This window comes from Streptomyces rubellomurinus (assembly GCF_000961885.1).
Classification (GTDB): domain Bacteria; phylum Actinomycetota; class Actinomycetes; order Streptomycetales; family Streptomycetaceae; genus Kitasatospora; species Kitasatospora rubellomurina.
In genome coordinates, this window is the sequence record NZ_JZKH01000128.1 from 1 (window position 1) to 17,111 (window position 17,111).

Genomic DNA, 17,111 nt, shown 5'->3' on the forward strand with positions numbered 1-17,111 from the left:
GACCAGCGACGAGCATCAATCTCGGATATGTCCCCACCCATGAACGGCCCAACGAGCGAACCCAACAACCGTCACGGTAAGCACCGTTGCAGTACTAGCATCCGGGTCCGACAATCAGGGCGCACGGGGCTGCTCTTTCAGCCGCTCTTGTGGCGGCGGTTCAAGCCGTCCGCCGGCTTCGGAACGCCCGCGGCGCCCGGCTTGACGCCCGGCCGGCGCGTGTCCGAGGCGACCACGACACGCCGGTCGTTGGCGGAATCTCAGCGATCGTGATCACCTGGCTGCTCCTCGGCGACGAGGCTCTCCACGAAGGCCGGAGACAGGGAAGGGGATGTGTGTGGACGGCGACGAAGCACTTTCGGCGGCGGTGGAGAAGCTCCTCGGGGACCCTCGGACGGATCCAGGTTTCGACATCTGCAGCGTCCGGCAGGCGGCTCAGGCCGTCCGTCTGCTCGACGAGGGCCTGCGCAACGGGCTCGGGGTGTACCGGCTCATGGCCGAGGGTGGGCAGAAGGGGGCCGAGACGCTCTCATCGGACCGGCTGCAGGTCCTGTCCGAGATGGTGCAGAACGCCGATGACACGGGTGCGGGCGAGATCCGCTTCGTCTGGCGGTCGACCGAACTCCTGATCGCGCACGACGGCCAGGGGGTGCGCCTGCCGGACCTGCTCCTCCTCGGTCTGCCCTGGCTCAGCGGCAAGACCCGCGACGCCGAGGCCACCGGGCGCTTCGGCATCGGGCTGGCGACACTGCGGGCGCTGTCCACGGCTTGGGAGGTGCACTGCCACCCCTTCCATGTCCGCTTCGCCGACCTCAACCTGGAGCCGGTCGAGCCGCTGGATCTGCCGGGCGACATCGCCGACGAGGCCTGGACAGTCTTCAGAATCCCCCTGGAACGCGACACTCTGTCGCCGGCCGAGCTTTTCCGGTGGTTCGACACCTGGAGCGACAGTTCACTGATGTTCCTGCGTCATCTGAAGCAGATCACCGTGCTGAGGGACGAGCCCGGCGCGGCGCGTTCGAGTAAGGTCCGGTCGAGCGCCGTGCTGCGGTTGTCCTGGCGGGACGTCGGGCAGCAACGCCTTATGGTCGGCGGGACGGCGGCGAACGTCGGCGTCCGCGAGGCCCGTACGACCGACGGCGCGCTGTGGCGGGTGTACGACACCCGGGTCGCGTCGTTCGGCGAAGGGACACGCCGTCACAAGGCCTCGGGATCGTCGATGCCGGTCGCCGTAGCGCTCCCCCTCGGTTCCGGCGCGGCCGGCAGTGTGCACGCCGGGCTGCCGGTCGTGCCGCTGGACGTCGCGGTGCGCGTGAACGCGCAGTTCGATCCCGTCATCAGTCGTGAGGAGTTCGCCACCAGCCAGTTGAACGACGCCCTGGTCCCGCTGGTCGCAGATCTGGGAGGCGGCCGTTCTCGACGTCCTCGGCCACGTCGCACCCTCGGCGTGGCACCTCATTCCGCTGCCATCGCAGTCCGACGCGACTGCTCCGGCCAGGCTTCAGCACACCCTTCGAGCGGCACTCCTGGACCGGGCCCGCAACCAGGTGGCCGACCAGCTCTCGCTGTCGCTTCCGCACGACGTGGTGGCGCCGCTGTCTGACCTCGCCGTCGAGGAGGCCGCCCTGTCGGGAGTGATCGACTGGGCGGACGTCGCCCAGCTCGCCGAACTGCCGCACGCCTATCCGGAGAACGCGCGGGACCACGCCGGTCGCTGGCGCCGGGTCCTCGCCGACTGGCGGTCCCACGGTCGGGCGGGCCTCCGCGACGAGGTGCAGATCAGGCACGCGGTTAGCTTCCTGAGCTTGATCTTTAACCTGTGCGGCCGTAGTGCTGGTCGAGCGTCTCGGCGCGTTTGACGGTCTTTCCCGGTGTGTGGCGGGGCGCTCTCGCTCGGTTGCTCGACCCAAGGGGGCGCCCTGGGCCGGGGCGGGAGGGTTTCGGTGCAGCCGCCGGTCGGGCCGCCTTCGCGCGGATGTTGCGAAATCCCCGTCGCACCCGGGCGGGCGTCAACTTATCCGCCGGCAGTGGGCGTTCCCAGGGCCGACGTAGATCCTTCACGGCTTGGCGGGCGAGCCACAACTGGGTGTGCGCGACGATGATCAGCCATGTCCAGACGTCGGCGCTGGCTGGCTCTCGAAGCTTGGGCGTGGTCCAGCCCAGTGTCTGCTTCAGCAGGCGGAAGGTGTGTTCCAGGTCGAATCTGCGCAGGTATGCCTGCCAGAGCTGGTCGACGTGGCGGGCGTCGGCGCCTGGGCGCGAGGACCACAGCCATACCGGGTCCGGGTCCCGCCCGCCGGGCAGGTGCTCGACGGTCAGGCGGACCACGAGGCCATGCAGGATGGGGAGTTCGGCATTTTGGTCGGCGATCCAGGCCGAGCGGCGGGTGAGCCGGGGGTGAAGGCGGTCCCATGCGCTGGCGATGGCGGTGCCGTAGCGTGTCGTCGCGGTCCGGGTCTCGATCTGAGGATCCCCCAGGTGGTGGCCCTGGCGAGGGCGAACGGGGTGCCGTGCATACGTGGGCGGCCCGGCCGAGGAGCGGCGTTGTGCGGAGCGGGGTCCCTGGCCAGCACCCGGTCGGAACGTAGCCTGCCGCACACCTCCACGGGCAGGTCGGCGAGCAGGAAGGCCAGGCGGGCCAGGTCGTAGCCGGCGTCGGCGACGATCAGCAACTCGGGTTCACCCGGCCTCCAGTGGCCCGCTGCGACGATCCGCCCGATGACGTCACGCAGTTGTGCAGCGGTGACCGCCGCGGCGTCGTCGGCCGGGCCGAGTCGGACCGCGTCCAGCAGCCGGCACCAGGAGGTGCGGCCGGACTCCAGCACGGCGACGAAGGAGTAGGGTCAGCCGGGGATGAACTGGTCCTTGCTGCGACCGCGCCCGTAGACGTGGCAGAACAGCCGTTCGGGGCTGGTCTCGGCGTCCGGCCGCAGCCAGTTGGAGATGTCGACGGCCAGCACGATCCGGCCCTCGACCGCGCGCGGCACGGGCAGCGAGGCCAGCAGGGCGCGAAGCCGGGCCGGTTCGACCCAGCCGGTGTTCAGCGCCTGGTACAGGGCGCCGTGCCCGCGCCGGTGCTCGGCCTGCAGACTCAGGTCCACCAACGCTCGCACGGGTCCGTCCTTGCACAGGATCGCGTCGGTGAGCTCGAAGAGGGCATCGGCGCGGACGTACAGGCATTCGTAGAACTCGACCCGAAAGCGGGACAACACGTCCAACGCCGCACCTGCGGCAGCCTCAACCGGGACACTCATGGGCAGCGGCCGTTCTCTCTTGCTTCCTGACTCGACACCTCGAAGCGTGGGGAACGGCCGCCTCCGCTGTCCCGGGAAGAACCACAGATCAGCAGGTCGGGTGACCTGCGAGGTTAAACAACAAGCTAAGCAGTTCGACAACGCTGTCGCCGGAGCGGATCGCTGAGATCGACGAGGTCATCGATCGCATCACGCGGTGGGTGAGAGGCCGCGAAGACTCGTCGGTCTGCTCCTCGTCGAATCATGCGCCCGCAACGCCGCACGACCCGACTCCGACATCGACATCGTCCTGCTCACCACGGACGAGCCCCGATACCTTGACGACGCCGCCTGGGCCGGGGAACTCGGCCTGGGCGAACTGATCCGCACCCAGGAGTGGGGGCCGATCACCGAACGGCGCTACTCCATGGCCTCCGGGCTCGAGGTCGAGGTCGGGACCGGCTCTCCGACCTGGGCGAAGACGGATCCCGTCGATCCGGGGACGCGTCGCGTGGTGACGGACGGCGCCCGCGTGCTACACGATCCGTCAGGCATTCTGGCCGATCTGCTCGCCGCTTGTTAGTCGACCGGGGGCCTGTCGGACCTGTCCGTCGAGGTCGTCGTCCTCCTCGTGGAGGGGGCGGCAGCCGTGGATGCCCGTGTTTGTAGGCGGCTGTACGGCTCAGTGCCCAGGAGAGGGCAGTGCGAGCGCTTGGCGGCGGACTTCGGCCGCTTTGTCGGTGTCGCTGCCCGTGATCGTGGCGACCCCGGCGGGCGAGGGCTGTCCTTCGACGGTCACGGCGACAAATGAAGTGTGCGGGTTGGCCTTGGCCGCGGCATTCAGTGCCTGCCCGAAGGTGGGGCCAACTGCGACGATCAAGTCGCAATGCTGAGCAGCGAGTCCGGCGAGATAGGGAAGCGCCTGGTCGGCGGTGGTGGCTGCAGGGAATAGCTGTTGGACATTCAACTGGCCCTGCTGGGATGCCTCTTGGAGGGCTGCCCAGATCGTACTCGTGTCAGTCCGATTGCCGGCCTCGGTGGTGTCGCCGGTCAGGCAGGCGGTGCGGCGTCCGGCGATGTTTGAAGGCGTGACCGGGGCCGGTCGATTGTCCGCCGTGTCGTCTGTCCCGAGGGTGAGCAGCGCGACGACAGTGGCGACGGTCAGGGCTGAGACGAGTCCGAGCGCCCAGCGCACGTGCGGGCTGGTGGGGAACATCATGACGGGCTGCTCCTGGCGCGTGGTGGTCGTTGGCGTGGACGACGGAGTCCAGCGGTGACGTCAAGCTTCGCCCAGCGGTTTCTCTCTCCAGGTAAAGAACATGAAAAAAGTCTGAAGATCATATGCGGGCATTATGGGAGGTAATTCCATCAATTGACCATGGGGTTGTCGATTTTGATCTGTACCGAAAGGGCTTGAGCCGGATAGGAAGGAGGCGGGCCGGAGCCAGGGGAGACTCGGCTGCTTCGTCGGTATTTGTGGGGGATTGGCCATGCGTCGCTGGCTTGCGTTCATCACGGCCCTGGGTGTCCTGCTGACGGTCGGTACTCAGGAGGCGAGTGCGTTCACTGCCGCCAATGCGCCGGCCCGGACGGCCACTCCGAACACCCCGCAACAGCTCAGTGGTGACCCGAGCCAGGGGAGCCACACGGTTTCGTCCTCGCAAACCAAGAAGGACGGCGGCACTCCCGGGGGGACCGCTCACCAGGCGGGCCCAGGCGAGCTGCCCGAGACCAGAGCGGTGGCCGGAGACACCACCACTCACCCCTCGGGCGACGGGCAACCCAAGACCCCGGTGAAGGGCGAGGCCGTCACCCCGCCGCCGTCACTGGAACACCGCCCCGGTGATGCCAAGCCCGGCATTCCACGGTCCGGCGGTCCGGCGCAGCCGAAGGCTGCCGCACCGCAGAACGACACCAAGGACGACAAGGGAACGAAGAACCGCGGCGCCAAGTCCGCGGTGCCCTCGGCCCAGGACCTCCAGGCCCGTAACGACGCGGCCACCGGTGCCGGCTCCCCGGCGCCGTCCGCCGAGGGCACCGAGGTCACCGGTGCCCGGACCGACAGCACCTCGGTCTACCAGAACCCGGACGGTACCAGGACTCTGCGCGTGTACCCCCGGCCCGTGCACTACCGGAAGGCAGACGGCAGCTGGGGCGACATCAACACCAACTTCTCGCTCGACCGCTCCGGTCGCTGGGCCGAGCAGGCCAACAGCCAGCAGGCCACCTTTGCCGTCAAGTCCGATGATCCCTCGGTCGTGAGTTGGTCCCTGGACTCCGGGCACACGGTCTCCTACGGCCTGCAGGGCGCGGCATCGGTTCGCGGTGTCGTCCAGGGCGACACCTTGACCTACCCACTCGCGCGCCCCGCAAGTGACGTCGTCTACAACGGCCTTGCCCAGGGCATCAAGGAATCGCTGGTCCTGCATGATGCGACCGCCCCGACGAGCTGGCTCTTCCCGCTGCACGCCACCGGGTTGACCCCGGCGATCGGGCCGGCCGGCGAGGTGCAGTTCAAGGACGCCTCCGGCGCGGTTCGGCTGACCATTCCGCGCGGCTTCATGATGGACGCGAAGGTCGACCCGGCCTCCGGCGACGGCGTGGTCAGCGACGGCGTCCACTACCGCCTGATCGATCAGAACGGCGTTCCCGCTCTGCAGATGGACCTGGACGAAACCTGGCTGCACGATCCCAAGCGTGTCTTCCCGATCACCGTCGACCCGTCGACCACGTCCATTGGCGTCGGCCAGTCGACCTTCGTCCGGTCCGACCAAACCGCGAACTTCTCGACCGACCCGCTACTGCGGATCGGCACCTCAGACGGCGGCGCCTCCAAGGTGAACAGCTACCTTTACTTCCCCGGCGTGGCCGGCGCGCTGCAGAACGACTACCTGCACGCCGTCAGCCTCAACCTGAACAACACGCATTCGTACGAGTGCTCGCCGCACCCGGTGTACGTCAACCAGATCACCAGTGGGTGGGACCCGGCGACGATCAACACCTACCCAGGTGTATCGATCGGCCAGCAGATGGGCACCGCCAGCTTCTCCGCGGGCGAAACGTGCGGGGGCGCGATGTGGGAGCCCATCGACCTGGGGCGCAGCCACAACGACCCGGGCGTCCAACTGGTCGAGAGCTGGGCCCGCGGCGGTGCCAACTACGGCCTCGCGCTGACGGCCAGCACCACCGACTCCAACCACTGGAAGAAGTTCTCCAGCGCCAACAGCGCCTACCCGCCCTACCTCTCGATCGTCTACAGCGACTGGGCGGCGACCTACGCGCCGGCCGGCAGCTACATGCCGCCGACCTACAACACGCCCGGCTACCAGCAGGTCACCCTGACCAACATGGCGGCCAACTGGTGGAACTCGCAGAGCATGCAGGTCAAGGCCCGCCTGTTCGACTCGAACTGGAACGAGCAATGGTTCAACGCTCCGCTCACCGGCGTCTCCGGACTGGTCAAGACCTATGACTCCGTGACAGTCAACGGGGTGATCCCGCCACTGCCGCTCGGCCGGTCCTACTACCTCTGCTGGGACGGGTACGTCGGCGGAACCACGTCCCTGCACGACTCCTACTCAATACCCTTCGGCACCTGCAACACCGTCTCCGGGGCCAACACCGCTCCCCAGTTGGACGTACTGGCGCCACCCAACAACACCGTGGTCGGCAACCTCACCCCGCAGCTCTACGCCACCGGCCACGACCCGGACAACTATCCCGGTACGGGGCTGGACTACGACTTCCGGGTCTACACCAACCCGTCGTCGGGCGACCCCCAGCTCATTGCCGAATCGGGCTGGCAGTCCAGCACCTCGTGGGCGGTACCGACCGGCAAACTCGCCTGGAATACTGGCTACCTGTGGAACGTCAAGGTCGGCGACCACATCGGTGAGAGCCCGCTGTCCAGCACCGTCTCCTTCTCCACTCAGGTCCAACAGCCGGTGATCACCTCCCACCTGGGCGGTGCGGTCGGCGACGGGGCCGGCCGTCCCTTCGACGCCAAGGTCGGCAACTACACCACGGCAGCCACCGACGCGGACGTCAAGAGCATCGGACCGGCGCTGACGGTCAACCGCTCGTACAACTCCCTGGATCCGCGCGCGTCGACGCTGTTCGGCAACGGCTGGACCTCGAACTTCGACATGCGGGTCCAGCCCGACAACGACGGCACCGACTCTGTCGTCCTCACCACCGCCAGCGGCCGGGCGGCCCGCTTCGGGGCCGACCCGAACAAGGGTGCCCTGTACACGCCGCCATCGGGCGAGTTCCAGTCCCTCACCAAGGTCGCTGCCGGGTTCGACCTGATGGCCAAGGACGGTACCCGCTACGAGTTCCACGTCGTCTCGGGCGACGGCTATGCGTTGTCCCTGGTGCGCGACGCGGTCGGCCGCACCCAGGAGCTGAGTTACACCAACGGCGTTCTGACGACGGTGAAGGACACATCGTCGAGCCGGGTGCTGCATTTCGAGTGGACGACCGGCAACCGGCACGTCGCGAAGGTCTACACCGACCCGGCGACCGGGGCTGACTGGAACACCGCCCAGGCCTGGACCTACACGTACAACACCAGCAATCTCGATCAGTTGGACCAGGTCTGCGCACCGGCGACCGGCGGGAACACCGCCCGATCCTGCACCACCTACACCTACGGCACCGGATCGCACCTGCGCTCGGCGGTCCTGGACTCCGCGCCGGCCTCGTACTGGCGCCTCGGGGAGAAGTCGGGCAGCACCGCCGCCAGCGAGGTGGCCGAGAACCAGGGCAACGACAACGCACGCTACTCCAGCACGGGTGTCACCCTTGGCACGCCCGGCCCCACCGCCTTCGGGCCTACCGCCTCCGGTGCCACGGCCGCGACCTTCGACGGATCCTCCGGCTTCGTCGGGCTCCCGTCGAGTGTTCTGGACACCTCCTCGTACACCTCGGTCGGCCTCTGGTTCAAGACCACCAGCTGGGGCGTGCTGTTCAGCTACCAGGCCGACGCCTTCCCGGGGAACGGAACCACCCCGGTCAACTACACCCCCGCACTGTTCGTCGGCCGGTCCGGCAAGCTGCACGGCAAGTTCTGGAACGGCCCGTCGAACACCATCGACTCCAAGAATCCGGTCAACGACGACAAGTGGCACTTCGCCCTGCTCTCGGCGGCCGGCAATACCCAGACCCTCTACCTGGACGGCGACGCGCAGGGCACGCTCCCGGGAGCCGTGATCGCCCCCGGACAGCGGTCCGAAGCGGTCGGCGGCGGCTTCCTCAGCTCCGGCTGGCCGGACAACCCGTACGGCCAGCCGGGCCAGGCGAACTACTTCAACGGCAGCATCAGCGACGTCGCCTTCTACAACAGGGCCCTGGGGGCGCCGGCCGTCAAGTCCTTGTGGCAGGCGGGCAGCCAGCAGTCGGTCGAACTCTCCGGTATCAAGCTTCCCTCGGGTAAGTCCCGGCTGGCCGTGACCTACGACACCGTCAACGACCGGGCCGCCAAGGTGACCGACGAGAACGGCGGCACCTGGTCGCTCGAGCAGCCGACCGTGACCGGTTCCTCCCAGGAATACCGCGGCTCGGTCATGGGATCCCGGCCAAACGGATACTGGCGGCTGTCAGACGGCGCCGGCGCGCAGGCCTCCAACCAGGTCTACACACCACGACCGACCCCCAACAACGGCACCTACGCCAACGTCGACCTCGGTTCACCCGGCCCGATGACCGGCTCGACCGGCTCCGCGTCCTTCGACGGCACTACCTCCTGGGCGGAACTGCCCGCTGCCTACGCCCCGCAGAACGGTCCTGGCGCGCTCGCCCTGTGGTTCCGTACGGACCGCGCCGGCGTGCTGCTCTCGTACCAGTCGTTCCCGGTCAACGGCACCCCCAACGGCACGACCGACCGCTGGAACCCGGCCCTGTACGTCGACAGCAACGGCAAGCTGCGCGCCCAGCTGTGGATGGGCGATGCCGCACCAACCCTGGCCAGCGGTGCCACCGTCACGGACAACAAGTGGCACTTTGCGGTGATCTCCGCCGACACTCAGAGCAGCCAAACCCTCTACCTCGACGGCACGCAGGCCGCCGGCCCGCTCAATGGCACGATCATTCCCAACGGCACCGGCCACGTCTTCCTCGGCGCGGGCAACGTCACCGGGGGCTGGCCGCAGGCACCGGCCGACCGGGCGGGCCACTTCAAGGGCCAGCTCGCCGACGCAGCCGCGTACCCGCACGGTCTGAGCGCCACCGCCGTCTCCGCGCTCTACCGGCTCGCCACCACCGCCGACGCCACCCAGTACGATGCCGCGGTGGTGGACGGCAAGCCCACCGGCTACTGGCGTCTCGGCGACACCGCCGGCAACCAGGCCGCCGAGCTGATCTCCTCGGCCGCGCTCGCCCAGAACCGTGGCACCAACCACAACACCACCTGCTGCCAGACCGGCCCCTGGGCCTCCGGGACCTCGACGGCCACCGGCTTCAACGGCACCAACGCCTACGTGCAACTTCCCCCCAACACCGCGCCCAAGCACTGGGGCGCGGCCACCGTCGAGCTGTGGTTCAAGACCACCGCCCCCGGCGTGCTGTACAGCTACCAGTCCTTCCCGATCGACGGAAAGCCGAACGGATCGACCGACCGCTGGAATCCGGCGCTCTACATCGGCTCGGACAAGAAGCTCTATGGCGCCCTGTGGACCGGCTCGGCGAACAACGCCCTGGTCTCGTCCTCCACCGTCACGGACGGAGCCTGGCACCACGTCGCCCTGGCAGGCGACAGCAACGGCCAGACCCTCTACTTGGACGGCGCCCCCACCGCGACCAGCACCACGGCGCTGCCCATCACCTACAACGGCTCGGCCTACGCCTACCTCGGCGCCGGCTGGACCGGCGGTGGCTGGCCCAACCCTCCCTCGGACCAGGTCGGCTACTTCAACGGTGCCATCGCCGACTTCTCGATCTTCCGCTACCCGCTCAGCAAGGACACGGTCTCCGCCCACTACAACCGCGCGACCTCCGCAGCCGTGGTAGGCGGCCTGGACGCCGCGAGCGCCTACCGCGCCGAGGAGATCCAGGACAGCGCAGTCGGCTACTGGCGCCTCAACGATCCGTCCGGATCCTGGTACGCCGCGAGCCAACTGGGCTCCGCCCGTCCGGACGTCAACAGCGGCAACCTGACCGACGTCTTGCTGAACGGCAACGGCCCCTCCAGCGACCCCAACCAGAGGTCGGCCGTGTTCAACGGCACCACCTCGCAGATCCAGCTACCGGCCGACGCCGCGCCCGTCCGGGGGCCGGCCAGTATCGAGTTGTGGTTCAAGACCACGAGCGGTGGACCCTTGTACAGCTACCAGGACTTCCCGGTGGGCGGTCCGTTGGGGAACAGCTGGAACCCTGCCCTGTACGTCGGTTCGGACGGCCGAATCCACGGCGAGTTCTGGATGGGCCCGAACACCGTCATGACCTCCGACCGGACGGTCAATGACGGCAAGTGGCACCAGGTGGTCCTTGCCGCCGACGACAGCGGCCAGACCATCTACATCGACGGACAGGCCAGCGCCTCCGACACCAGCGGGCGCAAGATCACATTCAATGGCACCCCGTACGTCTACCTCGGTGCCGGCACTACCAGTCCGGGCTGGCCCGGCGGCGGCTCCGACCACTTCGCGGGCAACATTGCGGAGGCTTCCTACTACACCAGCCGGATCGACGCTGCCACGGTGGCAGCCCACTACAAGGCCATGGGCAACGGCGGTACCGCCACACCAGTGACCACCGCGATCGTCACGGACCCGACCGGCTACAAGCTGACCTACCAGTACGACACCCGCTCCTCCCGGCTGCTCTCCCGTAGCGACGGCTATGGGAACACCACCCGCTACAGCTACGACACCGCCGGCTACCTCTACGCCGTCAGCGACGCGAACGGACACACCATCACCACCGGGCACGACGCCCGCGGCAACACCGTCTCCCGGACCACCTGCCGCGGCGCCGGGAGCTGCCAGACCAGCTACGCCACCTACTACCTCGACGCCGGCAACCCGTTCAACCTGGCCAACGACAAGATCCTGACCTCCAGCGACGCCCGGTCCTCCGGCCCCAGCGACACCACGTACACCACCCGCTACACCTACGACGCCTACGGTCAGTTGGCCTCCACCACCCTCCCGGCGACGCCGGACTTTCCCAAGGGCCGGGTCAGCTACACCCTGCGCACCAACGCGTCCACCCCGGCCGTGAACGGTGGAACGGCCCCGATCGGACTGGTTCGGAGCCAGACCGGCCTGCTCGACCCGGTGGCCTACCCGGACCCCAACAACATCCCCGCCGACCAACAGACCACATACCTCTACCAGAACAACGGCGACGTAGCCTCCGTCATCTCGCCACTTCGGCCCAAGGCCAGCTACGGCTACGACAACCTGGGCCGCACCATCAGCCAGTCGTTCAACTGCGACGACTGCCCGGGCGGAACCATCACCGCACCCCGGACGCTGGAGACCGACTACACCTGGGACGGCCAAGGCAACCAGGTCACCCGCACCGAGCCGTACACCACCGACGCTGTCACGGGTGCCAAACACACCCGGCAGACCACCAGTGCCTACGACATCGACGGCAACCAGGTGAGCCGTACCGTCGCCGACACCACTGGCGGTGACCAGGCACGCACCACGACCTGGACGTACGAGCCTGACACCAGCCGGGTGAAGCAGGTCAAGGACGCCGGGGGCCACCTCACCTCGTTCACCTACGACCGCTACGGCAACACCGCCACCCGGACCGACGCGGCCGGCACCACCTACAGCTACAGCTACTCGCCGATGGGGCAGCTGCAGCAGACCGCCATCACCAACTACACCGGAAGCAGCGCCACCCCGACCGCACCGCGCTGGCAGGTCATCGGCTCCCGTGCCTACGACCCCGCAGGCCGCCTCGCCACCGACACAGACGGCATGGGCCGCACCACCCACACGTACTACAACGACGACAACACCGTCGCCGAGATCGACCTCGACGGCTACCACAACACCGACGGCACGCTGCGCAACGTGGTGCTCCAGCAGAACACCTACGACGACGCGGGCCACCTCGCTCAGCAGGTGACGGGCGGCGGCAAGACCACCACCGCCACCGCCTACGACGCGGCCGGCCGAGTCATCCGGACGACCGTGGACCCCGGCGGCCTCAACCGCACCACCGTGTACACCTACGACGTTGCGAATCGCCCGACCACCGTGGTCAGTACCGGCGGCGCGGACACGAGCTCGACCGAGACGGACTACGCCTACGACGTCACCGGGAACGTGCTCAAGCAGACAGCCCGCAACCAGCCCGCCGACTCGGTGGTGGTGAACGGTTACAACAGCCGCGGTCTGCGGATCAGCACCATCAGCCCGAACGGGAACGCGGTCGGCGCCGACCCGGCCGCCTACACCAGCAGCGTCGCCTACGACGAGGCCGGCCGGCCTACGGTCACCACCGGCCCGCTGGTCAGCGCGGAGTCGTTCGACCCGACCAGCCGCGGCAGCAAGTCGCAGCAGGTCCGGCCGATCGGCCGGATGGGTTACGACACCTTCGGCCAGTCGACCTCCCAGGTCGACGCGCTGGGCAACACGGTCACCTACACCTACGACCTGGACGGCAACCGGGTAGCCGTGGCTGGTGCCGCCTACACCGACCCGCAGTCCGGCACCACGATCACCCCGACCTCGACGGCGGAATATGACGCGCTCGGCCGGCCCGTCACGACCGTCATCGACCCGACCGGCCTCAAGCTGACCCGCACCATGCGATACGACCAGGCCGGCAACGTGGTGCAGACCACCCTCCCACCATCCGGGGGTACTAGCACCCCGACCGTCACCAACTCCTACGACCTGGACGGCGAACTGCTCGCCACCACCGGTCCCACGGGCGCGGTCAGCCAGTCAACCTACGACGACCTCGGGCGGCGCATCACCAGCACCCAACTGGAGCGCTACCCGGCAGCGGCCGCCTACACCACCACCTTCACCTGGGATGACGCGGGCAACCAGCTCAGCTCCACCACGCCCGGCGGCGGCACGAGCAAGGCCACCTACAACGCCGCAGGCCAGGTGCTCAGCGCCATTGACCCCGCAGGCCTCACCGTCCGCCAGGCCTACGACGGCTTGGGCCGTGCCGGCCGGGTGACCAAAGCAGACGGCACCACGACCGTCACCGGGTACGACAGGCTGGGACGGACGGTGAGCACGACCGACCTGGACACCATCGGCGCAGCCGTGGCCACCCAGTACGCCACGTACGACCTGGAAGGCAACGTCCTCAGCGCCACCGACAAGGTGGCGACCAGCGCCGACATCGCTGCACACGCACGACAGTTCAGCTACAACCCGGCAGGGCAAATCGTCCAGCAGGTCGAACCGGTCGCCGCCGGCCAGACGATCACCACTTCCTACGGCTACGACACTGGCGGGCGCAAAACCCGCTGGACCAACGGGAAGAACATCCCGGTCTACTACACCTACAACAGCCTCGGCCTCCCCGAATCGACCGTCGAGCCTCCTACCAGCGCCCACCCGACCGCCGCCGAAAGCCTGTTCACCACCAGCTATGACGCCGCCGGCCGAGCCGTCACCCTGACCGAGCCCGGAGGCGTGGTCCGCCGCCGCAGCTATGACGGCGCGGGCAACCTGACCCAGGAGACCGCCACTGGAGCGGAGGTGGCGACCCCGAACCGCACCCTCGGCTACGACGCCGCCGGCCGCCTCACATCGGCCGGCACCCTCGGCGCCACTCCCGACACCTACAGCTACAACGACCGCGGCCAACTGCTCACCTCCGCCGGCCCCGGCGGCGCCAGCAACTACAGCTACAACGGCGACAGCCGGATGACCGCCCGAACCGACGCGGCGGGCACCACCTCCTTCGGCTACAACGCAGCCGGCCAAGTCACGAGCGCAACGGACCCGTTGACCGGTACCACGGTCGGGTACGACTACGACACGGCTGGGCGCCTGGCCACCGAGCGCTACGGTACCGGCGGCACCCGCAGCTACGGCTACGACAACCTCGGCCGGCTGCGCGACGACACCATCAAGAACCCGAGCGGGGCGGCCGTCGCGTCGATCGGCTATGGCTACGACCTCAACAACCGGATCACCAGCAAGACCACTACCGGCACGGCAGGGGCCGCCACCAACCAGTACGGCTACGACCTGGCTGGGCGACTCACCTCGTGGAACAACGGCGCTACCGCCTCCGCGTACGCCTGGGACGCGGCCGGAAACCGGACCTCGGCCGGGGGCGCCACGTCGACCTTCGACGAGCGCAACGAACTGCTCAACGACGGGACCACCACATACAGCTACTCAGCCCGTGGCACCCTCACCGGCAGCACCGCCCAGGGCTACCAGCCCAAGGACGTCCAGTTCGACGGCTTCAACCGGATGGTCAAGGAGGGTCCGTCCACCTACACCTACGACTCGACCGACCGCGTCACCCAAACCGGCAACACCACCTTCACCTACGACGGTGGCTCCAACAACATCGTCACGGACGGCACCGCCAGCTACACCCGAAGCCCCGGCGGCAGGCTCCTCGGCACGGCCACCACGGGCGCAATGCCCAACCCGCGCCTGGTGATCAGCGACCAGCACACCGATGTGGTCGCCACCATTGACCCGGCCGCCAAGAGCGTCGCCGGCTCCACCGCCTACGACCCCTTCGGTAAACCCACGGCGAGCGCGGGGGCTGGCAACTCGCTCGGGTACCAAAGTGGTTGGACCGACCCCGCTTCGGGCGACGTCAACATGGCCGCCCGCTGGTACCGGCCCGGCAGCGGCACCTTCGCCTCGCGTGACTCCTGGCAGCTGGGCACCAACCCGTCCGTCCAGGGGAACCGGTTCACCTACGGTAACGGCGACCCGATCGACTCTACCGACCCGTCAGGGCATTACACGTGTTACCCCGTTTCCAATTTCCCATTTCGCGGCTTCTCGATTACTTGTGAGCAGTACATCGAGGGGCCCGGCTTTGATCCGCGTGACTTTGAGGGGAACGACTGGTCCGGCGGGTCAGATGATCCCCCTGTCAAGCCGCAGATCAACTGCGACAAGTACTGGTGGACAACGGACTGCGGAGGTCTTGGCTATCAGCCACCGCAGTCGACTGGGCCAATATCAACAAGTGAACTCGGGAGCATCATTCGCGGGGGCGGCTCGGGTGACGGAGGTCGCGGCCACCCGGGGCCACATCGTCGGCGCCCTGGCCCCCGCACACCTCCCGGCCCCACCTTGCCCCGGCCCAAGCCGCCAGTGGACTTCCGCCCGATCAACGACCACGACCGCCCCCATGCCGACCCCAACCCGTTCGACTTCTTCACGGACACCATCGTCGCAGTCGGTGCTGCGGCCGTGACCACCGTGGTCGCTGAAGGCGCAACGATCGTCGTCGGCACAGTCACTACCGTCGGCCCCGGCCTCGTCGCCGGCACTGACGCCCTGATAGACCTTGGTAAGGATCTTCTCGCCAAGCCAGAGCCGGCTCCCGAGCCGAAACCGCGTGGTAGGCCCGCGCCTGGGACGGATGAGGATCGCGACTGTCGGAACGGCTTCGGTACCGGCTGGCGAAGCTATTCACCGGTAGACGTGGCTCGTGGGAGTCGGGCCACCAGTGTCGAGGCCTGCCTCGACGAGAACTTCATCAAACCGAACGGTAGTGGGACAAAGACGAGGGGAGATGACACCATCACGCCGCCAGGGTACTGGTGGGCCAAGGACTACGTGAGGGATCTGGGTAACGGCAACAAGGTGGGGTCCTGGCGAAACGCCTGCCACCTGCTGGCCAGTTCCTTGGGGGGCGACGGGGACCGCTACGAGAACATCGCCACCTGCTCCCGCACGGCCAACAGCTACGCAGTGGACAAAAGGGGGCCTGAGCATCGGATCGAAAACATGGATCACTGGGAGAAGAAGGTCAAGGAGGCGGTGGAACAGGGGGAGGTCGTGCATTACACAGTGACCCCGAGGTACGACGGGGATAGGGTGGTGCCCATCGGGTTCGAAATGAAGGCCAATGGCTACAAACCAGGTGGCGTGCCCGGAATCTCCTTCAACAAGTACGTTCCCAACGAGATGTTCAGCCTTTCTGACCAGCAATGGCACAACATGGGCCAGTATGCGCCAACGGAGTTCAAGTACTAGCGTGATCGACAACACACGGAACGGTAGGGAAGTCATGTTCGAGCTGACGAAACTTCTGTCGTGCTTCGGGCCTACTTGTGGGGACGTCGTCGACTGGGGGGCGGTGGAGGCGGCGTACGGGCGGCGTTTGCCCTCCGATTATCAGCAGTTCATGGCTGCATTCGGGTGCGGTTCGATCGAGCAGGCGTTGTACATTCACGCGCCCGCCATTACGAGTGACGAACTTGCAGGGAACGTCGTGTCGGCACTTCCCGCCGGTATCCTCGCCGGGAGCGCGGAGGACTGGAGGGATCCGGCCCAAGCTGGCCTGTACCACCTTGAGGACATGCTCCTCTGGGGGATCACGGAGGAGGACTTCCTCTGTTGGGTTACCTCGGACGAGAATCCTGACCGTTGGCCCGTGGCCGTCTACTCCCGCTGTCATGCGGCCTGGTCGGTGTACCCGTACGGAATGGTGGAGTTCCTACTCAGGCTGTTTCGCGATGGGTTTGACGAGTGGCCGATCAGTGACATGGGACTGCGGTCCATCTCCGAACCGCGATTCCTGCACGACACGGACGAGGAGGCGGGCTGGGAGCTGCAGGAGAGGCCCTGGGAGTGACTGGCCACGCCTGGTCTAGTACTGCAACGGTGCTTACCGTGACGGTTGTTGGGTTCGCTCGTTGGGCCGTTCATGGGTGGGGACATATCCGAGATTGATGCTCGTCGCTGGTCG

General features: G+C 67.7%; 5 protein-coding genes and 1 pseudogene. 4 read left to right on the forward strand and 2 right to left on the reverse strand.

The features are described from left to right. Nucleotides 1-337: 337 nt before the first annotated feature. Nucleotides 338-1,603: a sacsin N-terminal ATP-binding-like domain-containing protein gene (locus VM95_RS34685; protein ID WP_157882277.1), complete on the forward strand. Its 1,266-nt coding sequence runs from the start codon at nucleotides 338-340 to the stop codon at nucleotides 1,601-1,603. 209 nt (nucleotides 1,604-1,812) lie between these two features. Here the strand turns inward: VM95_RS34685 and VM95_RS34695 are convergent. Continuing rightward, nucleotides 1,813-3,254 (reverse strand): annotated as a pseudogene (locus tag VM95_RS34695) (NF041680 family putative transposase). Between the two features lie 196 nt (nucleotides 3,255-3,450). On the opposite strand from VM95_RS34695, the gene VM95_RS34700 reads away from it, so the two are divergent. Then, nucleotides 3,451-3,816: a nucleotidyltransferase domain-containing protein gene (locus VM95_RS34700; protein WP_244179068.1), complete on the forward strand. Its 366-nt coding sequence runs from the start codon at nucleotides 3,451-3,453 to the stop codon at nucleotides 3,814-3,816. A 99-nt stretch (nucleotides 3,817-3,915) separates the two neighbouring features. Here VM95_RS34700 and VM95_RS34705 read toward each other — a convergent pair whose 3' ends face one another. Next, nucleotides 3,916-4,452 carry a type 1 periplasmic-binding domain-containing protein gene (locus tag VM95_RS34705; RefSeq protein WP_045704603.1) on the reverse strand — a complete coding sequence of 179 codons (537 nt, stop codon included), beginning with the start codon at nucleotides 4,450-4,452 and terminating at the stop codon, nucleotides 3,916-3,918. A 520-nt stretch (nucleotides 4,453-4,972) separates the two neighbouring features. On the opposite strand from VM95_RS34705, the gene VM95_RS39420 reads away from it, so the two are divergent. Then, nucleotides 4,973-16,396, forward strand: a complete 11,424-nt coding sequence (locus VM95_RS39420) for a LamG-like jellyroll fold domain-containing protein (RefSeq protein ID WP_052707758.1) — start codon at nucleotides 4,973-4,975, stop codon at nucleotides 16,394-16,396. A 1-nt stretch (nucleotide 16,397) separates the two neighbouring features. Beyond that, on the forward strand, nucleotides 16,398-16,997 hold the full coding sequence (locus VM95_RS34715; RefSeq protein ID WP_052707759.1) for a hypothetical protein: 600 nt from the start codon (nucleotides 16,398-16,400) through the stop codon (nucleotides 16,995-16,997). The last annotated feature ends 114 nt before the right edge of the window (nucleotides 16,998-17,111 follow it).